At 66.1% G+C, this 26472-nt stretch carries 17 protein-coding genes; 13 read left to right on the top strand and 4 right to left on the bottom strand.

Translation table 11 applies throughout. The features are described 5' to 3' along the window. Positions 1 to 29: 29 nt before the first annotated feature. The gene (locus tag QW887_RS25380) at positions 30 to 1571 is read right to left on the bottom strand and encodes an O-antigen ligase family protein (RefSeq protein ID WP_315717405.1); all 1542 of its coding nucleotides are present in this window, start codon (positions 1569 to 1571) and stop codon (positions 30 to 32) included. A gap of 144 nt (positions 1572 to 1715) precedes the next feature. Here QW887_RS25380 and QW887_RS25375 point away from each other — a divergent pair, with 144 nt between their 5' ends. The 3 genes from QW887_RS25375 (at position 1716) to QW887_RS25365 (ending at position 4507) form a co-directional block, all read left to right on the top strand. Next, positions 1716 to 2924: a WecB/TagA/CpsF family glycosyltransferase gene (locus tag QW887_RS25375; RefSeq protein ID WP_315717406.1), complete on the top strand. Its 1209-nt coding sequence runs from the start codon at positions 1716 to 1718 to the stop codon at positions 2922 to 2924. A gap of 168 nt (positions 2925 to 3092) precedes the next feature. Continuing rightward, on the top strand, positions 3093 to 4127 hold the full coding sequence (gene opgC, locus QW887_RS25370; RefSeq protein ID WP_315717407.1) for an OpgC domain-containing protein: 1035 nt from the start codon (positions 3093 to 3095) through the stop codon (positions 4125 to 4127). A gap of 119 nt (positions 4128 to 4246) precedes the next feature. Next, positions 4247 to 4507, top strand: coding sequence for a hypothetical protein (locus QW887_RS25365; protein ID WP_315717408.1), 261 nt, complete (start codon positions 4247 to 4249; stop codon positions 4505 to 4507). 66 nt (positions 4508 to 4573) lie between these two features. Here QW887_RS25365 and QW887_RS25360 read toward each other — a convergent pair whose 3' ends face one another. Beyond that, a complete protein-coding gene (locus QW887_RS25360; RefSeq protein WP_315717409.1) occupies positions 4574 to 6853 on the bottom strand; it encodes a polysaccharide biosynthesis tyrosine autokinase in 2280 nt (759 codons plus the stop codon). 414 nt (positions 6854 to 7267) lie between these two features. On the opposite strand from QW887_RS25360, the gene QW887_RS25355 reads away from it, so the two are divergent. From QW887_RS25355 to QW887_RS25345, 3 genes are all read left to right on the top strand, one after another. Next, positions 7268 to 7990 carry a response regulator transcription factor gene (locus tag QW887_RS25355; RefSeq protein WP_315752505.1) on the top strand — a complete coding sequence of 241 codons (723 nt, stop codon included), beginning with the start codon at positions 7268 to 7270 and terminating at the stop codon, positions 7988 to 7990. Then, positions 7990 to 9369, top strand: a complete 1380-nt coding sequence (locus QW887_RS25350) for an ATP-binding protein (protein ID WP_315752601.1) — start codon at positions 7990 to 7992, stop codon at positions 9367 to 9369. Before QW887_RS25355 ends, QW887_RS25350 begins: the two co-directional genes overlap by 1 nt. A gap of 357 nt (positions 9370 to 9726) precedes the next feature. Continuing rightward, positions 9727 to 12846 (top strand): NAD(P)-binding protein, encoded by a 3120-nt coding sequence (locus tag QW887_RS25345; RefSeq protein ID WP_316195256.1) that lies wholly within the window; start codon positions 9727 to 9729, stop codon positions 12844 to 12846. Positions 12847 to 12854: 8 nt separating this feature from the next. On the opposite strand, the gene QW887_RS25340 is transcribed toward QW887_RS25345, so the two are convergent. Further along, positions 12855 to 15923, bottom strand: coding sequence for an ATP-binding protein (locus QW887_RS25340; RefSeq protein WP_316195254.1), 3069 nt, complete (start codon positions 15921 to 15923; stop codon positions 12855 to 12857). A 1061-nt stretch (positions 15924 to 16984) separates the two neighbouring features. After that, positions 16985 to 17920 (bottom strand): helix-turn-helix domain-containing protein, encoded by a 936-nt coding sequence (locus tag QW887_RS25335; protein WP_316195252.1) that lies wholly within the window; start codon positions 17918 to 17920, stop codon positions 16985 to 16987. A gap of 177 nt (positions 17921 to 18097) precedes the next feature. On the opposite strand from QW887_RS25335, the gene QW887_RS25330 reads away from it, so the two are divergent. The 7 genes from QW887_RS25330 to QW887_RS25300 all read left to right on the top strand — a co-directional run bounded on the left by QW887_RS25330 (position 18098) and on the right by QW887_RS25300 (position 25868). Beyond that, a complete protein-coding gene (locus QW887_RS25330; RefSeq protein ID WP_315752510.1) occupies positions 18098 to 19312 on the top strand; it encodes an amino acid ABC transporter substrate-binding protein in 1215 nt (404 codons plus the stop codon). Between the two features lie 77 nt (positions 19313 to 19389). Continuing rightward, a complete protein-coding gene (locus QW887_RS25325; RefSeq protein WP_315752511.1) occupies positions 19390 to 20265 on the top strand; it encodes a branched-chain amino acid ABC transporter permease in 876 nt (291 codons plus the stop codon). After that, positions 20262 to 21929 carry a branched-chain amino acid ABC transporter ATP-binding protein/permease gene (locus QW887_RS25320; RefSeq protein WP_316195250.1) on the top strand — a complete coding sequence of 556 codons (1668 nt, stop codon included), beginning with the start codon at positions 20262 to 20264 and terminating at the stop codon, positions 21927 to 21929. Before QW887_RS25325 ends, QW887_RS25320 begins: the two co-directional genes overlap by 4 nt. After that, on the top strand, positions 21922 to 22671 hold the full coding sequence (locus QW887_RS25315; RefSeq protein WP_315717418.1) for an ABC transporter ATP-binding protein: 750 nt from the start codon (positions 21922 to 21924) through the stop codon (positions 22669 to 22671). Before QW887_RS25320 ends, QW887_RS25315 begins: the two co-directional genes overlap by 8 nt. A 9-nt stretch (positions 22672 to 22680) precedes the next feature. Continuing rightward, the gene (locus tag QW887_RS25310) at positions 22681 to 24132 is read left to right on the top strand and encodes an aldehyde dehydrogenase (RefSeq protein WP_316164874.1); all 1452 of its coding nucleotides are present in this window, start codon (positions 22681 to 22683) and stop codon (positions 24130 to 24132) included. A gap of 339 nt (positions 24133 to 24471) precedes the next feature. Further along, positions 24472 to 25602, top strand: coding sequence for a PepSY-associated TM helix domain-containing protein (locus QW887_RS25305; protein ID WP_316195268.1), 1131 nt, complete (start codon positions 24472 to 24474; stop codon positions 25600 to 25602). Next, positions 25599 to 25868, top strand: coding sequence for a hypothetical protein (locus tag QW887_RS25300; protein WP_316195248.1), 270 nt, complete (start codon positions 25599 to 25601; stop codon positions 25866 to 25868). Before QW887_RS25305 ends, QW887_RS25300 begins: the two co-directional genes overlap by 4 nt. The last annotated feature ends 604 nt before the right edge of the window (positions 25869 to 26472 follow it).

Here is a 26472-nt window from a genome sequence, read left to right as displayed (position 1 = left end):
GCTGGCGTGACGCTTCAACGGGCCTCCCGTCAGGTGCGGACGCCGAGCCGTGGCCGCCAAGCCGGCCGTGTACGGCTCCAACGAGCCGACCGCCTGTTCGCCGGCTGAGCGGCGGGCATGCTCTGTTGCGACCTCCGCCAGTATCGCGCGGCCTCGACCGTGACGAGCACGAATACCACCCAGGTCACGTCGAACGCGCGCAGCCACAGGGTTTCGAGCAGGTTATAGAGCATGACGAACAGCGCGACGGACAGCAGGATCCACGCCCGCTTGTAGTCGTGCTTCATCACGCGGCCGATGACGTGAACGGTGGCCGCCAGAAACACGAGGAGAAAGGCAAAACCGACATAGCCAAGTTCCAGCATCGCATCGTAGTAGCCGTTGTGGGAGTTCGGCATGGCCTTCACCCAGCCGGGTGCATCGGTGATGCTTGGTGCGTCGGCACCGACCAGCCAGAAGCTCTGATAGCCCCATCCCAGGAGCGGCCTCTTCGCGATCTCCAAGTTAGAGAAGGCCCATATGGTGGTTCGGCCGGTGAAGCTGGAATCACCCGTCAGCAGATAGGCGATGCGGCTGGTCGTGAAGCCCGCGAGCTCGCCGACCACGAAGTAGCCGAGGATGATCGCCACCAGGATCAGAAGCGGTGCAACCCGCAGCGTTCTCGCAAGCGCCAGCGTCAGGATGGCCAGGATCGGGGCGACCAGAGCGAGGCCGAGCGCGGTCTTCGAGCTCGAGAAGAAGATCAGGACGATGGCACCGACGGCAACGACGATCCCGAGCGCGCGGCGCGTTCCGGGATAGAGCAACTCGTGAACCGAGAGCAGGAACGCAATGGCGGCAAACTCGCCCAGCAGGTTCTTGCCCGAGAAGTAGCCCTGGTAACCGATGTCGACCAGCGCGTTGCCGTACTGCGCGTAGGTCGCGTAACCGCCGGGGATCAGCAGAACATTGAGGATCACCCCTGCTGCAAAGCAGAGGAACACGCCGCGCAGGATGTCGGCGCTCGGCCTCGATAGCAGGGCGGGCAGCACGATGGCGGTGAGGACCATCGCTTCCTGGACGAAACGGACGAAGGCGAATTCGGGTTTGAATGCCCACGCGATGCTGGCGCCGGCCAATCCAAAATAGACGCAGAGACTGATGATGTTGGGCGCAGCGGCAAGCCGCTCGCCGCGGGCGAGGCGTTGCATCGCAACGACGATGGCGATGGCCGCGAGGACAGGCCAGAAGATCCGGTTCTCGATCCGGCTCTCGAGCAGGCCCTGGAGCCCGGGCGACGGCGGGAAGCCAAAATAGATCAGCGGCTGAATGAGGGACGAGTAGGCGAAGGCGAGGACCGGAATCAGCGCGCAGACATCGAACGTCCCCGCGGAGGCGCGCGGCCCGGCCGACATCGACGTCGTCGCTGAAATTCTCGGCATCGATCTCACCAGGATATTCGAACGGCGCGGCCCCGGCAGCCGCCGGGAATACCGTCCGTGAACATTATCCGGAGATGCAATTAAATAAAAGGACTTCGACGTGCGCCGGGAAGATATTGCTGCAGCCGCGCCGCAAATCTGCCCTGGCATTTACAAATAAACCGTATTAAATAAATGGTATGATTTAAAATTAAATGGTGGCTTTTGGGTCGCACGTTATTCGGTCGGGGAGGTGCGGCAGGGATCCGCAACCCGGAATCCTCGTGCGGCGGGCAGATTGAGGGAGAGCGGCGGATGCTGACCACGCATGAATTGCAGGAGCCGGGATCCCCCCTTTATCGCGTGGGGCGCTCCGGGGCGGGTCGCGATCGGCCGGAGGTCGATGCTGCCGCCCTGGCCGACGCCGCGATTCCCGACGACCTCGCGCGCGACGTCTATTGCGTCCTCGGAATACCGGTCGATGCCATCGGCATGCGCGGCGTACTGCGCCGCATCCGCGACGCTGCCCGACGCAGGAGCCGGCTTCTCATCTCGACTCCCAATCTCAACTTCCTGGTCGCCAGCCAGTCGAACAGGAGCTTCAGGGAGTCGCTGATCCTGAGCGATCTTTGCACGGTGGACGGCATGCCGGTGGTCTGGATCGCTAGGCTGCTTGGGATTCCGATCAAGAGCCGGACGGCCGGCGCCGATATCTTCGACGCGCTGAAGTCGGAGGCCGCGCCGGCAAACGCGCTGAAGCTCTTTCTTTTCGGTGGCCCGGAGGGGGCCGCCGAACGGGCCGCCCGGACGCTGAACGGCCAGTCGGCGGGATTGCAGTGCGTGGGCTGGTTGAACCCCGGCTATTTGTCGGCCGAGGAGTTGAGCCGGGATCACATCATCGACGAGATCAATGCCAGCGGGGCGGACTTCCTGGTTGCCTCGCTCAGCAGCGTGAAGGGACAATCATGGCTGCAGCGCAATCATGAGTGCCTCGAGATTCCAGTTCGCGCCCACCTCGGCGCCGCGCTCAACTTCCAGGCCGGGACGGTGAAGCGCGCACCGGCGATCCTGCGCCAATCAGGCTTCGAGTGGCTGTGGCGCATCAAGGAGGAGCCCTATCTCTGGCGCCGCTATTGGAACGATGGCACGGCGATGCTCGGCCTCATGCTCACCCACGTGTTGCCGTTCGTGGTGTGGACCTGGTGGATGCGCCGCACGCATGAGCGGGGTGAGGCGCTGACCATCACGCAGGACTATGGGACGCGCGCGGTCACGCTCAGCCTGTCGGGGCCCGCCGATGCGCGCCACGTAGACCGGGCCATTCCGGTGTTCCGCGCCGCTTCGGCGTCCCGCAAGCCGGTCACGATCGATTTCTCGAACGTCTGCGCCATGGATGCGCGCTTCCTCGGATTGCTGCTGATGCTGAGGAAGCAATTGGAAGCCCAGGGCTGTACCGCGACCTTCGTGGGCGTTTCGCCGCTGATGGCCCGCATCTTCCGCTTCGGCGGTCTGGACCAGCAATGAGAGGGGGAGGCCTGTCATCGGTCGCATCACGGCTTCAGCAGTCGGTGGTTCGATGATCGCCGCCGCGACGCTTGCCCGCGTTGCGAAGGATTGCCTGAGCCGTCAGTCCGACCGGCGCCCATCGGCTGACCGTCGCCCATGGAGCGACGTGTATTCGGAGATTGAGCGGTGAGCGCAGCAGGCCAGAAGAGGCGCGAGCTTCTGATCGACTTCTATCGAAGCTGCGCGATGTTGTTCGTATTCTATCATCACACGGCCAACGTCTTTCCGGACTCCGTCGATCTGTTCACGAAATTCAACCCCTTCGCCGAACTGTTCGTCGTGATCTCGGGGTTCATGGTCGGGTACGTCTATCTGCACAAGGAGAGGCACGGAGAGCTCCTCGCCCGCGGCTTGAAGGTGCTCGCCGCCTATTTCGTCATCTCGGTGCCGGTCGCGGTCGGCATGGCTGTTCTGGGGAACAAGCGAGAGCCGGTGGGGCAGGCGATTTTCGACGTGCTGACGTTTCAGTCCGAGCCGACCGCCATCACAATCCTCAAGTTCTACGGGCTGATGTTCCTGCTGCTGCCGGTGATCCTGCCGATGTTCAAGCGCGGCAGGCTCCTGGTGCTCGCGTCGTCGGCTGCGATCTTCGTGGCCTCCACCTGGTTCAGCAACACGAGCACGGCAGCCAAGCTCGAGAGTCCCGCCATCATTCTGTTGCTGTTCTCGCTCCAAGCGCAGATGTTCTTCGTGATCGGTATCTGGCTCGGAGATCTCCATCGGTCCAACCGCTTGATCGGACCCGCGTTCTATACGGCGCTGGCGGGGATCTTCACCTTCGGGCTGCTGCTCGATTACAGCCTCGGCTTTCCCAGCAACGGCGAAAAATACCCCTATCGGTTCGACAAGCTCCTCAACCTGCTTTGGACATTGCCGCTGCTGTTGGCGCTGCTGTGGGCGGTGTTCGCGCGCACCCGGCGATCGCCGGCGGTCTCGCTCATCCTCAACGTCGGCCAGAACTCGCTGATCGCGTTCCTCGGGTCGGAGGTGGTGCGGCAATCGGTCAAGCTCGCGCTCCTCCTGGGCGGCGTCCACCCGCAGGTTTACGGCCAGACCGTGATGGGCCTGTTCGATGTCGTCCTGGTCACCGCGGTGCTTTGGCTCTACCGGGCGCACTGGCTGAACCGCCAGACAATGCTGCACCCGCTCAGCGGGCCGTAGCCGCATCTTTCGCCTGAAAGTGTTGCCCTGATGCGCTTGTTCGAATCCTCCCGGGCGGCTTAGCTCATCGCTAACCAATGGCCGCTAGCCTCTCGAAACGCCCGAGGAGGCATGAACTGATGTGGGTGATCGCGCTTCATTTTACAGCCGGGGTGGTTGCCGGGACGATGTTCACGGTTCGCACGCTGCTGGCGCTCGCCGCGATCGTCTTCATGGAGTGCATCGCGGCGTCGATCATCAGCGGGCTGCCGGCCGTGCTCTATGCCGGCGCCGGTCTGATTGCAGTCCAGGTGGGCTATCTCTCGGGCGTCTATGTCCGCAGCGCTCTGGAGCGTGCCGGCATCGCCCATCCCTCCATTCGCCCCGAGCACCAGCGCTGACCGTCGATCGATTTCCGTTGCCGGCCGCGGCCCATGGCGCGCACCGGCCGGCGCGCGCTGATCGACCTACTCGGCCATCACGCTCCCGTAACGGGCGTAATATTTGTGGTTGTAGTAGTCGCCGAAATGATTGGCGTAGCGCTTCAGCGCCTTCATGTTCGTCTTGTTGAGCACGACGCCGAACAGAGCATCGTAGACGTTGGGAGCCGTGTTCAGCGCGTGCTCGACCACCTCGGCCGGCGTGCGCCCCCATTCCACGACGAGGACGAAGCTGTCGAGCAGCGCGGAGATGGCGCGCGCGTCGACAACGGGCGCGAGCGGCGGAAGATCGACGATGACGTAGTCATAGGCTGCCCGCAGCTGCTCGAACAGCTTGCGCATCTGCTCGTTGCCGAGGATGTCGCTGGTGTCGCGCTGCATGGCACCCGTTCCCGGCAGGAAATCCAGGCGCGTCAGCGGGTCGGTCCAGACTGCGTCTGCGAGCTGGCATCCTCCCAGGACGATGTCGGCGATCCCAGTGCTGGCATCGGGGGCCAGCATGGCGGAAAGCGACGGATTCCTGAGGTCGCAATCGACCACGATCACACGCTTGCCTGAATTTGCGATGAGCTGAGCCAGCGACGCGGCGATGATCGACTTGCCTTCGTTGGGCAGGGCGGACGTCAGTCCGAAGACCTTCCGCGACGTCGGGCTTGGATCCTGGTCGATGGCGACTTTCAACGAGCGGATGGATTCGGCGAAGCGCGATGTGGGCATGGCGGATGCGGCCCAGCAGGTTCCGGGGCCTCTCGTCACCATTCGCGGGCTGGAATCGGGTTCGACCTTGGAAACGGCGTTGACTGTCGCCTTCTTGGTGAACCGGTCGACCTCGCCTCGTTTGAGCAGAGGGACGACCGAGAGGCAGGGCAGGCGCAGGCGATCCTCGACCTGGTCGGTCGTCCGAAAGCTGCGGTCCTTGACTTCTGCGAGCAGGCCGAGGCCGCCGCCGAGCGCCAGGCCCCCGAACAGGCCGAGCGCCATCAGCACGATGGACTTCGGCTTGATCTTCTTCTTCGGCGGCGTGGCCGCTGAGATCACCCGCGCCTTCGCAATCGGGAAGGAGCCCTGCTGGACTGAGCCCATGTAGCGCTGAAGAAAGGTGTCGTAGAGCGTGCGATAGCTCTTGGCGCTGGTCTCCAGCTCGCGGAGGCTGAGCTCGGCCGCCCTGGTATCCTGCGACCGGACAACGGCCTGTGCAAGCTGCTTCTCGATCTCCTGCTGCTGCTGCTTGGACTCCTCGTAATCGTGCTTGGCGACGTCGGCAAGGCGCCGCACCTCGTCGACGATAGCCTGGCGGATGCTCTTCATCGTCGCGCGAATATTGACGACCGCGATATGATCCTTGCCATATTTGGCGGAATACTCGTACTCGCGCTTGGCGTTATCGAGGTATTGCTGACGCAAGCTGTTGATGATGAGCGTGCTGTTCGAATTGCTCAAGGAGAGACCGTCGGGCGGATTGACATTGCCGCTGAGCTCTGCCGGGGAGAAGTCGGAGACCGCGGCTACGCGGTCGATCGTCATATCGGCACTGCTCGTCGCGAGCATGTCGTCGAACCGATTGAGCCGGGTCATCAGCGAGGCGGTACGCGTGCGCACTGCCACCAGACGGTTGGTGAGCTCGGTGACCTGCTGCTGGTCCATGAACCTGCCGTCGGCCGAGACGATGTTGTACCGGCTTTTCAGCTCGTTCACGGAACGTTCGGTCGCGGTCGCGTCGTTGCCGAGATCCTGCAGGCGGTCGTGAAGCCAGGCGGTGATTGTGCGGTGCTCGTTCGCGTCCGCCTTCAACTGCTGATCGAAATACTCCTTGACGATGGCGTTGGCGATCATCGCCGCCCGATTGGGGTCGCTGGCGCTGAAATCGACCTCGACGACCGTGCTCGTGCCAATTCTGAAGGCGTTCATTCTGCGCTGGAATTCGTCGAGGAGATCGTCCATCGAGGGCGCGTTCGGCTGCGGCGCCGAACCCACGAGACGGCGAACCGCATCAACCGCACCATGCAGCGGGCTGGCTTTGCCGTTGAAGTCGGGATCGTCCGCCAGATTGAGCTTGTCGATGACCGCTGTCGCGATCGACTTCGATTTGAGAATCTCGATCTGCGATTCCATGTCGAGCGGCGGCTCGTCCTGAACGGGCGGTTGCGGCTGGACGACTGCGGCCTTCGAGGTGGTGCCCAGCATGATCTTGACGTCGGCCGAGTAGGTGGGCGGCAGGATTTTCAGCAGGGCGAAGCTCGCCAGGAGCGAAAGCACGGTGGTGATCGCAATCACCAGATAGTGCCGGCGCAGGAATCCCAGCGCCATGTCGAACGGTCCGGGTCCGCTACGTTCCCAACCTTGCTCCTGTGGGGAGGGGTAGGTAACCGTGCTCGCGTTGGGATTGTGCAGCATGTTTGTGGGGCTTTTCAGTTGCGCTTCGGACGTCAGAGCCGCCCGGTTTGCCTGCGAGAACGAGGATCTTGTTTTATAACCATTAAATGATCTGGGAGTGCCGCGCGATTTAATTTATATTAAATCTGATTTTGCTCAGCAAGTGGCTCTGCAAAATTAAATGTCGCCGGCGTGCAGGACATGCCTTGCGCCTGCGGCGGCCTTCTCGGCCGGCCAATGCCGGCGCCGCGGTCGGCCGCATACCGGTATTTAGCTGCCGCGTAACGGCTTGTAACAGTCGCTCCCGGCCCATTGCCAAGCTACGGGTTTTGGGCATCAGTCCTGGCGATGAGCATGCCTGCGGCCACGCTTTTGATGGTGGAGGACGACCCGGAGATCAGCCGGCTCGTCAGCGATTTCATGCGCCGGGAAGGGTTCGAGATCGAGGTCGCCGCCACGGCGCCGGCGATGGATGCCGTGCTGCGGCGGCTGCGGCCCGATCTCATCATTCTCGACCTGATGCTGCCGGGAGAGGACGGGCTTTCGATCTGCCGCCGGCTGCGGCAGAGCGACGACATTCCCATCCTGATGCTGTCGGCCAAGAGCGACGAGATCGATCGCGTGGTCGGGCTGGAGCTCGGCGCCGATGATTACATGGTCAAGCCGTTCGGGCCGCGCGAGCTATTGGCCCGCGTTCGGGCGCTGCTGCGGCGCACCCAGGCGAGCCCACCGCGTGACGCGAGCCGGCGTTTCGGTTTCGACCGGTTCGTACTCGACGTCGATGCCCGCAGCATCGAGATCGTGGATGCGCAGGCCGCGCCGATCCAGCTGACCTCGGCGGAGTTCGACCTGCTCGCCTGCTTCGTGCAGCGGCCACGGCGGGTGTTGAGCCGCGACCAGATCCTGGACTGGACGCGCGGCCGCTCCGCCGAGCCGTTCGACCGCACCGTCGACATGCTGATCTCGCGGCTGCGGCGCAAGCTCGATGCCGCAAGCCCGGGAACGAACCTGATCACCACCGTCCGCAACGGCGGATACCTGTTCACGGCGACGGTGAGGCCGGTGGCGTGATGATGCGGCTGACGCTTGCGATGCGTATCGGCCTCATCGTCATCATTGGTCTGCTCGCGATCTGGATCGTCACCCTGGCGCGATTCTACCGCGCCCGGACCGCGGACCTCGAAGGCGCGACGCCGCCGCCGACGCGGCTGGCCGCGCTCGCCGAACTGATCGAACGAACACCCGGGGCTGAGCGGGGCAGGGTCGTCGATGCCGTGTCCTCTGACCGCTTCGAGGTCCGGCTGGTCGGACCCGACGCGGCGGTCCGCCTTCCGCGCACCGAGCCCGCGCCGGTCCGGTCCGGATTGCGCGACGCCTATGCCGGTGCGCTCGGTGCGCGCCCGCTGACAATCACCTTCGTGCCGGAGCCGGAGGGACGGTGGTTGCCCAGGCTCGCGCGGACGCCGCAGAATGCCCTGGAGTTTCGCATTGGCCTGAACGGCGGCGATGTTCTCGTCGTGGACTCGCGCGCGTCGCTGGTGCTGACCCAGCAGGGGCTGCCGATCGGCTTCGGCGCGGGCCTGTTCGGTACGCTGGTCGCGCTGTTTGCGCTCCTGATCATGCAGCGTGAGACGCGGCCGCTGGCGCGCTTGGCGGCCGCCGTCGACCGGGTCGACCCCGGCGGGGCGGCGGTGCCGCTGCCGGACGTTCGCCGCAATGCGCCCGAGGTTCGCGCCGTGGTGACGGCGTTCGGGCGACTGCAGGACCGGCTTGCCGATCTGATGCAGGCGCGCATGGCGCTGGTCGGCGGCATTGCTCACGACGTTCGCACCTTTGCCACGCGGCTGCGGCTGCGCGTCGACCAGATCCCGGATGACGCCGAGCGGCAGCGCGCCGTGATCGATATCTCCGACATGATCCGCCTGCTCGACGACGCGCTGCTTGCGAGCCGGGCGGGTGCCGGCGAACTGCCGCAGGAGCTCGTTGCCTTCGACGAACTGGTGCGCGCGGAGGTCGAGGATCGCCGCGCGCATCAGGCGCGGGTGCGCTTCGACCATGCAGGCGACGGGCGCGAGCAGCTGATGCTGGGCGACCGCGTCGCGCTGCGTCGTATCGTCGCCAACATCATCGACAACGCGCTCAAATATGGCGAGGCGGCGCATGTCTCGCTGCAACGCCAGCCGGAGCACGCCGTGCTGACGGTCGACGACGAAGGGCCGGGGATTCCCCGCGACCAGCGCAAGGCCATGCTGGAGCCGTTCACGCGCCTGGACACGTCGCGCAATCGCGGCACCGGCGGAGCCGGGCTCGGACTGGCGGTGGTGCGGACGCTGGTGGAGGCCCATCGCGGCAGCATCGCGATCACCGACGCGCCGCGCGGCGCCCGCATCGTCGTGCGGCTGCCGCTGTTTCTCGACGGGCCCGGCGACGTGCATTCCGATCTGACGTGATCGACGGCAGCGTCGCGATCGGGGCGCTGTCTTTAAGCGGTGGCAGCCCGTCGTTCTTCTCGTAAAAGTTGAGACGACGACGTAGCCGGTGGGAACGATGCGGCGGCCTCGTCTTCGCCTGACGCGATGTCGACGATGCGCCCGCTTGATGATCGCGTGGAGATTGTGATAGGTATTCGATGCATCCTCATTCCATCGCCACGCGGATTGAACTGGGCGTGGCGCCGATTTTGTAAACCCATAGTACCGAATGTCATTCAACCGCACGGGCCGCGCGGATCGCGGACCCGTGCGCCGATGGACGACGTCGTTCCGGCTCGCCCGGGCGAGAACGTCCGAGGTCAGGGGATCATCGACATGGCAGCAACAAAGACCCGCGTGGCGATATTGGGCGGCGGCATCGGCGCGTTGAGCGCGGCCTTCGCCTTGAGCGAGATCGATCCGCGCGGCGAGCGCTACGAGATCACTCTCTATCAGCTCGGTTGGCGTCTCGGGGGCAAGACCGCCAGCGGACGCAACGCCAAGCAGGGCCAGCGCATCGAGGAGCACGGACTGCATATCTGGGCCGGCTTCTACGAGAATGCCTTCACCATCCTGCGTGCCGCGCTGAAGGCACTCGATGCACCGCCGAGCGATCCGATCAGGACGATCGATGATGCGTTCAAGCGGCAGAACGAGATCTTCTACGCCGAGTACACCGACGGCCAATGGCTGCCCTGGCCGTTCTGGTTTCAGCCGGATGTCGATGAATCGGTCTATCCCGGCAGGGATAGCCTGTGGGCGCCCGCCGACAACATCGTGCCACCGCTCTCGACCCTGCTGCTGCGGACCATCGCGAGCATCATCTTCAACCTGAACTACTATCTCGAGGACTGGCCGGGCGACCAGAATGCCGAGCTGGCGAAGGCGATCGCCGCCATGCCCGCCGAGCGGCAGGTCCGGCTGGCGGCCGTCTCGCCTGATGGCAAGGGCCATCCGCTGCTGCTGCTGGCCCACCGCGTCGGCGAGAAGCTGCACAGTGACGTCGAAGCGATCCGCCGCGATGCCCAGGGCGACATGGCGGCGCTGCTCCATGCGTTCCGCGGCATCGTCAAGGAGCACCAGACGATCGACGGCCTCGAGGAGGGCCTGCGCCGGCTGTTGATCCTCGCCAATCTCGGCATCTGCATGCTGCTCGGCATCATCGAGAACGACTGCCTGACGGACGGGCTGGAGGTTCTCGACAGATACGAATTCCGCAGCTTTCTGGCGCAGCAGGATGAAGAGGCCGCCAACAACGCCATCGTGACCGCTCTCTACGAATACATCTTCGCCTTTCGCAACGGCTCCCGCGAGCCGTCGCAGCAGCAGGTGTCGGCCTGCTCGGCCGTTCAGGGACTGCTGCGGCTGTTCTTCACCTACAAGGGGGCGTTCTTCTATAAATCCGTCGTCGGAATGGGGGATACGATCTGCACTCCCATCTACCAGCTCCTGGCGCGGCGCGGCGTGAACTTCAAGTTCTTTCACAAGGTCACGAGTCTCGAGCCGACCAAGGACGGCAGCAACATCGCGACCATCCACATCGACAAGCAGGTCGAGTTCGTCGATGGCAGATATGATCCCCTGGTCCTGGTGAAGGACTACTGGTGCTGGCCGTCCGAGCCCAAATGGCAGGAGATCGAGAACGGCGAGTACTACGCGCTGAAGGGCTACAATTTCGAGAACGCCTATGGTCCCCCCAACCCGCCGCAGCCGCCCCCGGCGGCCCGGCTCAGCCTGCAGCTCGGCGAGGATTTCGACCAGGTGGTCCTCGGCATCTCGGTCGGCGCGCTCGATGAGATCTGCCGGCCATTGATGCAGCAGAAGCCGGCCTGGGCCGACATGGTTGGCAATCTCCCCACCGTGCGCACGATGGCGCTGCAACTCTGGCTCGACTGCGCGGTCGGAGATCTCGGAGGTCCCTATGTGGCGCCTGGACCGTCGCTCGAGACGATGGGACCGATCGTCACCACCTGCAAGCCGCCGCTCGACACCTATTCCGACATGTCGCAATTGCTGCCGGCCGAGGACTGGCCGGCGCCGGGGCCACGTTCGATCGCTTATTACTGCGCCATCATGAGTGACGACAGCGCGCCGAACGACGAGCAGCTTGCCGCGGACTATGTGAAGAACGCATCCAAGGACTGGATGACGTCCTGGCTCGATACGCTGTGGACCAACATCGGCAGCGGCAGCACGTTCCGCTGGGATCTCCTGCACGCGCCGAGCGACATCAGCGGATCGGCGCGGCTCGACTTCCAGTTCTGGCGTGCCAACATCAATCCGAGCGAGCGCTATGTGCTGAGCCTGCCGGGCACGCTGCGGCATCGCATGGAGCCCGGCAAGTCCGGCTACGACAATCTCTTCCTCGCCGGCGACTGGACCCGTGTGCCCGAGATCAACGCCGGATGCGTGGAGGTCGCGGCGATGTCCGGCCTCGCCGCCGCCTCGGCACTGTCCGGCGTCTACATTCCGATCGTCTCGACCAGTGCGGAACCCTACATCACGAACGCCTACGTCAACTACGCCGGATGGATCACGCTTCCGCCGGCGCCCTATATCTGCAACGACTCGACCTTCTACGGCTTCGCCATACCGGCCGACCTCGGCGCCTGCCAGCGGTTCCTCGACCGCTCCTTCAACCGCGTCGCGGGCCGCGACCAGTTCCGCGTGATGCTGGACATGGCCTTCGTCAACGTCATCCAGGTGCGCAAGAGCCAGGCGGCCACGCCGCCCTTCGCGGAGCAGGGCACGATGTCCGAGACCGATGTCGGGCTGTGGCTCCTGGTCGGCAGCTATGAGCGCGGCGCGGTGCTGCCGAAAACGATCGGCTTCGTGCCGGCCTATCTGTTCGTCGACAATGCCTGGTCGGTCGTTGCGGGGCAGGAGGTCTGGGGCTTTCCCAAATATCACGCGACGATCGCCCAGCCCGCCAGCGCGCCATCGAACGATCCGTTCGACGTCTCGGGACTGGCGATTGCCAGCTACGGGCCGGAGGCCCATGCCTCCCAGCAGCGCATCATCCGAATCGAAGGCACGGCGGGATCGACCCCGACCGCGGCGGCCTCTCCGGCGGATGCATTCCGGCAGCTCTGTGCCGGGGCCGACCAAGAGCGAATGAAGCAGCTCACGACCGGGCCGGGCATGGCGTCGTTCCTGGGCGGCGTCTGGGGCCTGCCGATCCCCGTGTTCTATCTCAAGCAGGCGCGGTCGGCGGACAGTCTCACCGCGGCGAGCTACAAGACGCTGTTGAACGGCGCGCTCGACCTGACGGGGCTGCGCACCTGGCAATTGCAGTCGGGCAACTGGTCGATCGAGATGAGCGCGCTCGATAGCCTGCCGTTCATTCGCGATCTCGGGCTCGGCACGCCCGTCGACGGCAAGCTCGTGCTGACCGCGACCACGCGCATCTGGGCCGAGATCGATTTCACCGTCGCCAGGGCCAGCCCCGTGGCCTGAGCAGGTCGTCACGCCGATTGTCGCCTCGGCGCGTCATCGTCGATGGCGGCGAGCCGCGCCGCCGCCCGGCGCAGGAACGCCGACGCGCCCTGCGCCTCGGCGACCGCGACGGCCTCGCGTAGCGCGGCCGTCACCTGGCCGGGTGCGGTGTCGGGGAGGGCGGCCAGGATCTCGGCGCGCCGCCGATGCAGCGGCGACAGGAAATAGCCGTCGCCATAGCGCCGCGCGGCGTCGATCGCCGCGTCGATCGTCTGCATCGCCTCGGCCGTCTTGCCGACGATCAGTTGCAGACCGGCGACCTCGCCGAGATAGAAGCAGGAGAAATGCATCATGCCGAGCGTCTGGAACGCCGGCAACGCCTCAGATGCCGCCGCCAGCGCCTCGTCTGGAGTCCTGCCGAGATGGCCGCGGGCATGCGCCTGCAGGCTGCCCGCCACCAGCTGATAGAGCGGATAGCCATGGTCACGGCAGATGCGCAGGGCCTCCTCGGTGGCGAGGAGGACATCCTCGTAGTCGCCGCGTGCGAGCTGATAGAAGGCGAGCCACGACAGCGCCCAGGCGAGGTCGAACGGACGTCCGAGCCGGCGCGCATGCGCGATGAGATCGCTGGCGACGGCGGCCGCGCCGGCATCGTCGCCCATCGCATGCAGCACCTGCAGCAGCGAGGCCTGGCCGGCGACCAGCGGATCCTGGGAGGACAGTTGCGGCAGCCGCGCGCCGTCCGACGCCTGATAGAGCTGCACCGCGGCGGCCAGCAGCCGGCGCGCGGCGGGGAGGTCGCCTCTGGCGAAGAGAATGTAGCCCAACGCAACGCCGCTCTCGATGCGATGCTCGGGAAGGCCGGTCTGCTCGCCGATTCCCAGGCACAGATGCGCCATCTCCTCGGCGCCATCGAGATCGCCCGCGATGATCAGGAAACTGCAGATGCCGCGCAGCACGGCAAACAGGCCGGCGGTGTTGCCGAGTGCGTCGCAAATCGCCCGTGCCTCGGACAGCGCCTTGCCGACCTCGGGCACGGTGTAGCCGCGCGAGGCAGCGAGGCTGACGGCAAGCCCGATCAGGAGCTCGAGCTCCAAGTCGGCGCGCTCGCCGTCGGCGGATTGATGACGCAGCAGGTCGAGCGCCGTTTGCAGATGTCGCGCCGCTTCGACATGCGCGGCGCGCGAGGCGGCGCGCCGGCCCGCGTCCGCCCATAGCGGGATGGCTTCGGCGATCGCGCCACTCTCGGTGAAATGGTAGGCCAGCAACTCCGGCTCGGTGTCCCGCGTCTCGGGAAAGCGATCGCGCAGCACCGCGGCGATCCTGCCGTGCAATGTCTGGCGTTCGCGCCGGAGCAGGGACTCGTAGGCGGCGTCGCGGATCAACGCGTGCTTGAACGTGTAGAGGCTGTCGGGCGGTGCGCCGCTGCTCTCCACGAGGCCGGACTTGACGAGCTGATCCAGGCTCTCGCCGAGCCTGGCTTCGGGCTCCGCCACGATGGCCGACAACAGATCGTAGCTGAAGCGGCGGCCGATGGCGGCACCGAGATTGGCAATCCGGCGCGCCGGCCCCAATCGGTCGAGCCGCGCAACCAGGGAGTCCTGCAGCGAGGCGGGAATGGCCACGCTCGCATGGCCGTCCCGTGCGGGCGCCGCGGAGGCTTCGACGACGTACTTCGCCAGCTCTTCCAGGAACAGCGGAATGCCTTCGCCACGGTTGACGATCTGGCGTAGCGTCGCTGCCGGCAGCGCGGCCGAAGCGGCCACATGGGTGCAGATCCGCTCGGCGTCGCCGTGACTCAATCGCCCGAGCGGGAGCCGCGTGACCTTCGGGCTCGCGGCCCAGGGCGGCTCATATTCGAGCCGGGCCGTGACCACGATCAGCCAGCGGCGTTGTGCGGCGCGCTGGATCGCCCGATCGAGCAGCTCGAGCGTGGTCGTGTCGCTCCAATGCGCGTCTTCCAGCACCAGCAGCGCAGGCCCGGTCGGCACCATCATGTCGATCAGCCGGAGCAGCGTCTCCCGCGTGACCTCCGAGCGCTTCTCGACGGTCATCGTCTGCAGCGGATTGTCCGGTTCGGGCGCGACGCCAAGGACGTCGGCGAGCACGGCGCGCGCGGTGGTGTCGGTGACGCCGTGCGCGTTCATGAAGCGATCGAGCTTGTCGCGGCGCGTCGCTGCGCCGTCGGTGCGGTCGAAGCCGGCGATGAGCGCGAGCTGTTCCGAGATCGGATACAGCACGCTGTCACAACGGGTGGGGCTGCAGTGCCAGATCATCTGCAGCTGGGAGACGTCGGCCACGCGCCGCCGCAGCTCCTCGACCAGCCGCGACTTGCCGATGCCCGGCTCGCCATGGAGCAGCACCACCTGTCCGCTGCCGAACCGCGCCGCCGCCCAGCAATCGAACAGACGCGCCAGCTCCTGGTCGCGCCCGACCAGGGGGGAGCTTTCGCCGCGAATGCGGGCGTGGAAACGGCTCGCGACGGCGGCTTCTTCCAGCACCTCGAACGCCTCGACCGGTGCGGCGAATCCCTTCAGCGCGAACGTGCCGAGATCGCGGAAGTCGAACATGCCGCGCGCGATGCGCTCGGTCGTCCGGGCCACGACGATGCTGTCGGGGGCGGCGATCGATTGCAGCCGCGCCGCGAGATTCGGCGTCTCGCCGACGATGTCGACCGGGCGGCCGTCGGCGCGGGGCATGAGGTCGCTGACCACGACGAGGCCGGTGGCAATGCCGATGCGCAGACGCAGTGGCTGGCCTTGCGGGGCATCGAGCCGGCCGACGGCGTCGCGCAGCGCGATGGCGGCGCGGATCGTGGTGGCCGCATCGTCTTCCCCCGCACGCGGATAGCCGAAATAAGCGAGCACGCCGTCGCCGGCATATTGCGTGATGGCGCCGCCATGGCGGCCGATGACGTTTTCGCAGGTCGTCAGGAAGGCGTCGATGACGCTGGTCATATCTTCCGGATCGAGCCTGACGGTGAGCGAGACGGAGCCGACGAGATCGCAGATCAGCGCCGTCACCTGCCGCCGCTCGGCGCGATGCATGCCGAGCAGGCGCGAACTCGTCGTCGTATCGGATGACGGCTGTCGCAACACCCCGCCACACCCGCCGCAGACATCCGAGCCCGGTGGATTGGGCCGGCCACAGGTTTCACAATCCATCTGCGTTCGGGCTCCCGGACACGGCTACGGAATGCGAATGAGCGCGAAGCGCGGAGCTGGCGATATGGGCGCGATCGCGGCGCCCGTATCGACCGACGTCGCGCGCCGAGCGCGAAGCATCGGTTTGCGGTACTGGCATTTCGCGTGCGACCAGGACCGGCTGATCATGTTCAACTCATAGCGCATTCGTGGCAGGGTAGCAACGGTGCCGCCATACTCGCGATGGCTCCGGGGAGCGGGGACGATATCGGACGGCTCCCCCGGGTGTCCTCGATGCTGGCGGGACCGTTCAAGCCTGCGACGATTTGACATCAATGTGAAACATCAGGTCGTCTCCCTTGCGGACAGGCGCGCGTGATCGCGCCATCCCGCGGCGGGCGACCCGTCCGGGTGATGCATCGTGAAGCCCTCGCGAAGCGTGAGGGCGCAGGGAAGGCCGGACCTCGACTGAGGCCCGTGGCCCGCCTGCGAAAAAAATGCAGGCGGCAGGTACCACAGGTCAGCCGGAAACCCGGCCCTCCCTGCGCGATGGCTGAACGGCTGCTTCGCGTTCTCCCTGGTGCGCCGGGCTTTCTGGCCACCATCCCCACGCGAAGCGAAGCCTCAACGTGAGTTGACATCAGCATCGGGATATCAGGACCGCGCGACTTGACCGTGCGTGGCGAATTGTTCGTCGGCGCGGGCAACCCGCGCTGCAATCCACCACGCCCATCGCTCCCCGCCTCGCGTCTCGTGACGACCGCGATACGCCCCTCATCTCGAGACGGGATGTGGGAATAGAACCATGATTTCCGAAAAAACGAAATAGGAATATTTTCGGCGCGGGGACTGGACAGGCCAAATCAGCTTGATCGCGCAGCGGAAATCAGTTTCCCGGCGCATTGAGCATCCAGGGTTGCGCCGCCCGTGCGAACTCGGGATTTGCTGGTCCGACGCTGACACGTCGTCCTGGACTGTCAAAGAGGACGACCGAGGCGCTTGGCTGCGCCGCGCCGTCACGGCCAGTCGGCGAAGTTGAGCATGGTCCGTGACTGGCCTTTGGTCCGCTGCGACGAAACACCCTTGCGCCAGGCGCCCGGTGATTGACCGGTGTGCCTGACGAAGAAACGGTTGAAATAGGCGCTGTCCTTGAAGCCGAGCGCGAAGGCGATCTGCTTGATCGTCGCGGTGGTGGTTTCGAGCCGGGTCGCCGCCTCCTGAATGACGCGCTGCTGAATCAGCGCGCTCGGTGACCGCTGCAGCACCCGGGTGCACAGCGCGTGCAGGCGATCCGGCGTGACGCCGAGCAACGCAGCATAGTCGGCGACCCGCAACTGCTGATGAAAGCGTTCCTCGACGAGCCGGCGAAAGCGGCTCAGGATCTCGGCGCTGGAGCCTTGCGCCTCGCCGGCGCTCTCGTCGGCAAACAGCCGCCAGAAGCGCAGCACGCACAGGGTCAGCTCCGATGACATGATCGAGGCCGCGCCGCGCCGTGAGGGATTTTCGATCTCGGCTGCAATCGCCGCCATCGAGCGCGCTATGACCGCGGCGAACTCAGCCGTGACGGAGAAGGCCAGGACGGCCTCGGTGCCTGCGAGGTCGAGATAGGCGGGCTCGGCCGAGGAGGGCAGGTGGCGGTGCCAGAGCCCGGAGCGCAGCCGCAGGAGATGCCCGGCGGAACCTGCCGCGACGTCGAGATGCTCGGCCCCTCCCGCCGGTACCCAGACCAGCGCCGCACCGGCCCAGATCTGGATTTCTTCTTCGGCGAAGCGCACCGAGGCCGTTCCGGCGGTCAGGCAGAGCAGGTGGACGAACGGCCGCGCGGCATCCGAGCGCAGGGCCCAGCGCCGTGCCTCGAAATGCGAGGGAATGGCTTCGGCCCCGAGCGCTGCCGGGGTGCCACGGGCCGCCGGCGGCAGCGTCCGAGGCGCGGCATTACGCGCGGTCGTCACCCCAGAAAAGTGCACTCTTTTACCGGAACTGTCCATTGCGCCACCCAAGCCTGCGGTGTTTCCCTCGTCAAGTCCCGACGACCGCAAACAAAAAACCGCGGACGACGCCGGGGCAGAGGAACGTCACCGATTCACCCGCGCGGTCCGCGCGCGTGAACATGGGAGGAGGACAGAGAGATGACTTCGACCAACCGTCGTCAGGTGTTGCGGATCGCGGGGGCGGCGATCGCAGCCGGCTTTGCCGTATCGGCCGCCCAGGCCCAGCAGGACAAGATCCGCATCGGTTATGCGATCTCGAAGACCGGCCCCTATGCCGGCGGCGCCGGCATCACGACGCTGCCCAACTATCAGCTCTGGGTGAAGGACGTGAACGCGGCCGGTGGCATCAAGCTCGGCGACAAGCGGCTGCCGATCGAGATCGTCGAATATGACGACCGCAGCTCGTCGGAAGAGGCGGTGAAGGCGATCGAGCGCCTCGCCAACCAGGACAAGGTCGACTTCATCCTGCCGCCCTGGGGCACCGGTCTCAACCTTGCGGTCGGTCCGACCTTGAACCGGCTCGGCTATCCGCATCTCGCGGTGACGTCGGTGACCGACAAGGCGCCAGAACTCGCCAAGCGCTGGGCCAATGCCACCTTCTGGCTCGGCACGTCGGCGCAGATCTCCAATGGGCTCGCCGAACTGCTCGGCAAGCTGAAGAGCGAGGGCAAGATCGGCGGCACCGTCGCGATGGTCAGCGTGGCCGACCAGTTCGGCATCGAGCTGGCCGCCGCCGGGCGCGAGGCCTTCAAGAAGGCCGGACTGACCGTCGCCTACGACAAGACCTATCCGATGGGCTCGCAGGATCTGCAGCCGCTGCTCAAGGATGCGATCGCGAGCAAAGCCGATGCCTTCGTCGCCTTCAGCTATCCGCCGGATACGATCGGGCTGACCGAGCAGGCGCAACTGCTCAAGTACAATCCGAAGGTCTTCTATGTCGGCGTCGGCACGGCGTTCCCGCTGTTCAAAGGCAAGTTCGGCGCAGGCAGCGACGGCGTGATGGGCATCGGCGGCTGGAACGCCGACTCGCCCGCGCTCAAGGACTATCTCGCCCGCCACAAGGCGGCGACCGGGCAGGAGCCGGATCGCTGGGCGAGCCCGATCACCTATGCCAGCCTGCAGGTGCTGCAGCAGGCGATCGAGAAGGTCGGCAAGGTCGACCGTGCCGCGGTCGCCAAGGAGATCCGCGAGGGCTCTTTCGACACCATCATCGGCAAGGTGAAGCTGAAGGACGGCCTGCTGCAGGAGGTCTGGAGCGTCGGCCAGTGGCAGAACGGCGAGTTCTACGCCGTGGCGCCGGCCTCGCTGCCCGGCGCACGCGCCGCGGTCGTGCCGAAGCCCGAGTGGAAATAGCCGGAACGAGGTCGTGAGCTTGCGGACGCGCGTCAAGGCGCGCGCGTCCGCGGGCCTCGCGCAAGAGGCACCATCCCATGCTGCTGTTCGACATCCTGCTGCCCGGTCTGGTGCTGGGGGGCATGTATGCCCTGATCGCGCTCGGCCTGACGCTGCAATATGGCGTGGCGCGCATCATGAACCTGTCCTATGGCGAGTCGCTTGTCGCGGCCGCGTTCGGCACGCTGTCGCTCTATTCCGGGCTGCAACTGAGTCCGCTGCTGGCGCTGCTGCTGGCGATGCCCGCCGCGGGACTGCTGAACTGGCTGCTCTACAGGCTGTTGCTGCAGCGCCTGATCCGCCGCGGCAAGGACGCCGGCGCCCAGGAGGTCGACAGCATCCTCGTCACCTTCGGCGTGCTGTTCGTGATCCAGGGCATCATGCTGGTCGCTTTCGGCGGGCAGTATTACAGCTACAGCTATCTCTCCATTCCCGTGACAGTGCTCGGCTCGACGCTCGCGGTGAACCGGCTGGTCGCGCTTGGTTTCGCCGCACTGATCGGCACCGGCGTCTATCTCGCGCTGACGCGGACAAGGATCGGCACGGCCGTGCGCGCCGTCGCGGTCGATGCCAATGCCGCGCGGCTGGTCGGCATCGATGTCGCTTGGCTCGCAGGATTGGCGTTTGCGTTCGGCGGTGGCCTGGTCGCGGCCGGCGGCGTGCTGGTCAGCATGTTCCTCACCTTCAACGCCTCGATGGGCGTCGTATTCACGATGAAGGCGCTGGTGGTCGTGATCATGGGGGGCGTCGGCAACGTCATGGGCGCGCTGGCCGCAGGGCTGCTGCTCGGCGTCGTCGAGACCGCGGTGGCGCGGCTGGTCGATCCCGGGCTGACCTTGGCCGCGACGTTTGCGATGTTTCTCGCCGTGCTGCTGATCCGGCCGACCGGACTGTTCGGAAAGGCGGCGTCGTGATCAGCCCCGGCAAGATTCTGGCCTGGTGCATCGGGCTCGTCGGCGTTGCCGCCGCGGTGACGCTGCCGCTCTATGCCAACGGCTACTATCTCGCGCTCGGCATCAGCATTCTCTATTTCACCGTGCTGGCAACCGCATGGGCCATGTTCTCCGGGCCGACCCGCTACGTCTCGCTGGCGACGGCTGCGTTCTTCGGCATCGGCGCCTATACGGCGGCGGTGACGGGCGAGACGCTGAGCTGGCCGCTGCAACTGATGACCGCTGCGGGTGTCGGCGCTGTCGTCGCGGCCATCACCGGCCTGTCGACGCTGCGGCTGTCCGGCATCTACTTCATCATCTTCTCGTTCGGCCTGGCCGAGCTGATCCGCCAGCTCGTGATCTGGTACGAGGTCAACATCCACAAATCGGTCGGCCGCTATCTGTTCAGCGACATCACCCAGGAGATGCTATACTGGCAACTCTGCGCGCTGACGGCGCTGGTCTTCCTCGCCGGCTTTCTGCTGACGCGCTCGCGCTATGGCCTCGCGCTGCGCGCGATCGGCGCCGACGAGACCGCCGCGCGCCATTCCGGCATCGATGCGACCGCGGTGAAGCTCGGGGTCTTCATCCTCAGCGCGGTGTTCATGTCGGTGACCGGCGCGATCATGGCGCCGCGCTGGACCTATATCGATCCGGCGATCGCGTTCAACCCGATGATCTCGTTCCAGGTCGTGATCATGGCGCTGCTCGGCGGTGCCGGCTCGCTGATCGGCCCGGTGCTCGGCGTCATCCCGCTTGTGCTGCTGTTCGAGGTGCTGACAGCCGCGCTGCCCAACCATTTCAGCATCGTGCTCGGCCTCATCTTCATCGGCATCGTGATGGTGCTCCCGAGGGGCGTGATCGGGTTGGTCGATCGGGTCGGGCGGCGCGAGTCCAAGGTGGTCGGCGCCAAACCGGAGCAGGGCGGAACCCTGCTCACGGCCGAGACTGTCGGCAAATCCTTCGGCGGCCTGCGCGCCGTCGACAAGGTCAGCCTGGACGTCCGCGCCGGCGAGATCCTCGGCGTCATCGGCCCCAACGGCTCCGGCAAGACGACGCTGCTCAACATGCTCTCGGGCGCGCTCGTGCCCTCGGCCGGCACGATCCGCTTCGGCGGCACCGTCATCAGCGGCCTCGCGGCGCACCGGATCGCGCGGCTCGGGCTTGCCCGCACCTTCCAGTTGGTGCGGGTGATGCCGGACCTGACGGTCGCCGAGAATGTCGCGGCGGCGGCGTTGTTCCGCACGCGCCAGACCGGTGCGGCCGCAGAATCGATCCATGAGCTGCTCGCCCTGGTCGGCCTCGATGGCATGGCGGAGATGCCGGCGGGCGATCTCACTTACATCGACCAGAAGCGGCTGGAGCTCGCCCGCGCGCTGGCGCTGCACCCGCGTCTTGTGCTGCTCGACGAATGGCTGGCTGGGCTCAATCCGACCGAGCTGGAGACCGGCATCAGGCTGATCGCCTCGCTGCGCGACCGCGGCATCACCATCGTGATGGTCGAGCATGTGATGGATGCGATCCGCGCGCTGTGCGACCGCTGCGTGGTCATGAGCGCGGGCGTCGTGATCGCGCGCGGCACGCCGGACGAGGTGCTCGCCGATCCCGCGGTGATCACAGCCTATCTCGGAGAGCCCGATGCTTGAGATCAAGCGGCTGTCGCACGCCTATGGCAAGCACCAGGCGCTCACCGATGTCGCGCTCGAGGTCGCGCGCGGCGAGATCGTCGCCATCCTCGGCGCCAATGGCGCCGGCAAGTCGACGTTGCTGAAGGCGATCGCGGGACTGATCCAGCCGTCGCCCGGAGCCGTGATCCGGCTCGGCGGGACGGACATCGGCTCGCTCGCGCCGCATCTGATCGTCGAGCGCGGCATCGCGCTGGTGCCGGAAGGCCGCGGCGTGTTCGGCGATCTCACCGTCGCCGAGAACCTCCAGCTCGGCGCCTATCCTTCGCGCGCCCGCGACGGCGAGGCCGCGCGGCTGGCGCACGTGCTCGCGCTGTTTCCGCGTCTCACCGAGCGCATGGGGCAGGCGGTGCGCACCATGAGCGGCGGCGAGCAGCAGATGGTCGCGATCGGCCGCGCGCTGATGTCGCGGCCCGACCTGCTGCTGCTCGACGAGCCGTCGCTCGGCCTGTCGCCGCTCTTGAGCCGCGAGGTGTTCCGGGCGCTGAGAACGATACGCGGCGACGGCGTCGGCATCCTGATGGTCGAGCAGAACGCCCGCGCCAGCCTCGACATCGCCGACCGCGTCTACCTGATCGAGCAGGGACGCAATGCCGGCGAGGGGCCGGCGCCCGAGATGAAGAACAATCCCGACATCCAGCGCGCCTATCTCGGCCAGTCGCGCGCGCCGGCTTCCGCAACCGCAACAACCCCATCGACCTAGGAGCGCCCCATGAACGCGATCAATCTCCTGATTGGCGGCAAGGACCAGTCCGCCACCAATCAGCGCACCTTCCAGCGGCTCAATCCGATCAGCGGCGAGATCGCAACCATCGTTGCGGCGGCGTCGATCGATGACGCGCTGCGCGCCGCCGATGCCGCCGCGGCGGCGTTTCCGGCGTGGTCCCGGCTCGGCCCGGGCGAGCGCCGCAAGCGGCTCAATGCGGCTGCGGATGCGCTGGCGCGCAACGCCCCGGAGTTCATCGCGCTGATGATGGCCGAGACCGGCGCCACGGCGGGCTGGGCCGGCTTCAACGTGCATCTCGCCGAGGGCATGCTGCGCGAGGCCGCGGCGATGACGACGCAGATCGCGGGCGAGGTGATCCCGACCGACGTGCCCGACAACATTGCGCTGGCGCATCGCCAGCCGGTCGGCGTCGTGCTCGGCATCGCGCCGTGGAATGCGCCGGTCATCCTCGGTGTCCGCTCGGTGGCGATGCCGCTCGCCTGCGGCAACACCGTGGTGCTGAAGGCCTCGGAGATGAGCCCGGGCGTGCACCGGCTGATCGGCGCGTGCCTGGCCGAAGGCGGTCTCGGTGACGGCGTCGTCAACGTCGTGACCAACGCGCCCGAGGATGCGCAGGCCGTGGTCGAGGCGCTGATCGCCCATCCCGCGATCCGGCGCGTCAACTTCACCGGCTCGACCCGCGTCGGCCGTCTCATCGCCATGGCCTGTGCCAGGCAATTGAAGCGCGCGCTGCTCGAGCTCGGCGGCAAGGCGCCGCTGGTCATTCTCGACGATGCCGATCTCGACGCCGCGGTGAATGCCGCCGCGTTCGGCGCCTTCATGAACCAGGGCCAGATCTGCATGTCGACCGAGCGCATCGTGGTCGACGACAAGGTGGCGGATGAATTCGTCGCAAAGTTCGCGGCCAAGGCCAACAGCCTGCCTTACGGAGATCCGCGCAAGGGCGATGTGGTGCTGGGCTCGCTGGTCAGCGCCGCCGCCTGCGACCGTGTCGGCGGCCTGATCGAGGACGCGGTGGCCAAGGGTGCCGTGTTGGCCGCCGGCGGCCGCGGCAGCGGGACGATCATGCCCGCGACCATCGTCGATCACGTCACGCCGGCGATGCGCATCTATGGCGAGGAGAGCTTCGGTCCCGTCGTCACCATCGTGCGCGTCAGCGGCGTCGACGAGGCCGTGCGCGTCGCCAACGACACCGAATATGGCCTGTCGTCGGCGGTGTTCGGCCGCGACATCGCCCGCGCGCTCGCTGTCGCCAAGCGAATCGAGTCCGGCATCTGCCACGTCAACGCGCCGACGGTGCATGATGAGCCGCAGATGCCGTTCGGCGGCGTCAAGGCCTCGGGCTATGGCCGCTTCGGCGGCAAGGCCGCGATCGACGAGTTCACCGAGCTGCGCTGGATCACGGTGCAGACCGGCGAACGGCACTATCCATTCTGAGACGGCGTTTGCGGCCCGGCCCTGGCGCATCGTCGGATGCAGCCAGAGCCGGTCGTATTCCGCGCGGCCACGCGGAAGCGATTCCATATGTATCCGGGCATCGCGCAAGGGCGGCTTCGGCGCGCGCCCTCACGGCGGCGACACGCGCCGTCCGTGAGCACCGACGGTGCGAGGTGCGATCGAAATTCACGTTGCAGCTCCGCTGGTTGCGGCGGACAGGCGCGCTACCTTAAAGAAATTCCAACGGCTTTAGATCGATTCAGTTTGCTGCGGCCCTTCTCTTGCCGGACGTTCGGCTCATCACGTGCAACGTCGATGACGAAGGGTGGGTTCGGGCGCATGCGGCTGTGGGTTCAGGTTCACACGTGGACGTCGCTGATCAGCATGATCTTTCTGCTGATGCTGTGCCTGACCGGGCTTCCGCTGATCTTCCATGAGGAGATCGATCATCTCTTCGAGGATGAGATCGCCGCGCCGGCGATGCCGGCCGACACGCCGCTGTTGCCGCTCGACCGCCTGATCGCGGCGGCCAAGCAGCAGTTGCCGGAGCAGCATGCGCTGTTCGTGAGCCTGAAGCAGGCGGAGCCGCTGATCGTGGTCGCGATGTCGCCGACCGCCATTCCGGTGCCTGGGCAGTTTCATCGGCTCACCGTGGATGCGCGCACCGGCGTCGTTCTCGGCGAGGAAGCGCCGCATCAGGACGTCATGGACGTGATCCTGCGCATCCACCGCGACATGTTCACCGGCCTGCCGGGCGAGCTCTTTCTCGGACTGATGGGACTGGTGTTCTCAGCGTCCATCGTCTCGGGCGTCGTCGTATACTGGCCGTTCATGCGTCGCCTGCAGTTCGGCACGGTGCGGGATCGCTCGGCGCGGCTCAAATGGCTCGACCTGCACAATCTGCTCGGTATCGTCACGGTGAGCTGGGCGCTCGCGGTCGGCTTGACCGGCACCATCAACACGCTGGCGGTGCCGCTGTTCGACCTCTGGCGCGCGAAGACCATGCCGGCACTGCTCGCGCCCTATCAGGGCAAGCCGCTGGCGGAAGCGAAATCGGTCGAGGCCGCCGTTGGCGCCGTCCGCACCGCGTTTCCGGACCGGCTGGTGACGTCCATCACCTTGCCGACGACGACGCGGTTCGGCAGCCCGCAGCATCTGATGATCTGGACCAAGGGCCGCACGCCGTTTACTGCGCGCATGTTCAAGCCGGTCCTGGTCGATGCCCAGGACAGCAGCAAGATGGTCGCGCCCGAGCTCGCCTGGTATCTCACCGCGTTGCAGGTATCGCGGCCGCTGCATTTCGGTGACTACGGCGGGTTGCCGCTGAAGATCATCTGGGCCGTTCTCGATCTCATCACGATCGTCGTGCTGTGCAGCGGACTCTATCTGTGGGCCGCCAAGCGGCGGGGCTTCCGCAGGAAGGTGTCCGGCGTCGTGACATCGGCAGCGCCTGCGGTGGTGTCGCCATGAGCTCCTCCGCGGCATCGGCGAGGCCATCTGCCCGCGCCGCGCAACTCTCGACCTGGCAGGTGTTTCGTGCGCCGCTGCTGATCGGTCTGGTTGCCGCAGCCGGGCTCGCCTTCGGACTGTTCGGCGACGGGCTCTGGGACGGCCTGTGCTGGCTCGGGCTGTCGATTCCGATTCTGCTGTCGCTCGCCTACGGGACGAGACGGAGCCGCGGCGCGAAGGCCGAAGCGCAAGGCGCTCGGGCCGGGACGCAGGATAGGCCGCTCTGAGCGCTGACGTCCGCCGCCGGTCGGCGGAAGATAGCCCGCATCATTGATCTCGATCCGCGCTGCTGGACTACGCGCTCGGCCAGCCAACGATCCCACGCATCTCTTGTCTTACGTGTCTTCTCTCGCGCGACGCGTCATCGCGATGGCAGCACGCTGCGTCGGCTGCGCGCGATCGATCTCGCGCAGCGAGCGCCGACGCGAGCGGCGTCGCTCCGGCCTGGAAACAAGCAGATACAAATGTCTCGATGCCTTCTCCGATCTGCGCGTGGCGCGGCGGAGATGTGGCGCATTTGAAAGCAAAGATTGATTCAAAAGTGGCAATGTGATTAGTTATCATCGTACGATTGATCGAAATTATTTCGATGAGTTCGAGACGATCGGTGTCGTGGGTTGTATCAGCCGACGCGATCGCATCGCTCTTCCCCGCGACATGCGCTTCTTTTGAAGGCTTCAAAGAAGCGGAGGGAAAAGAATCTCGTAGTAGCGACAACCTATTGAGCTGATCGATTCGGCGAAGCTGTCGCTCGTTAGACGAGTTCTACGTCGCGCGACGCCGTCCTCAAATACCTGTGTGTTAGGACCACCGACGAGCCGAGTTGGAACT

Origin of the sequence: Bradyrhizobium sp. SZCCHNRI3052, from assembly GCF_032484895.1 — a bacterium.
Taxonomy (GTDB): Bacteria; Pseudomonadota; Alphaproteobacteria; order Rhizobiales; family Xanthobacteraceae; genus Bradyrhizobium.
Note: the sequence above shows the minus strand (reverse complement) of the source record. Positions and strands in the feature narration are given on the sequence as shown.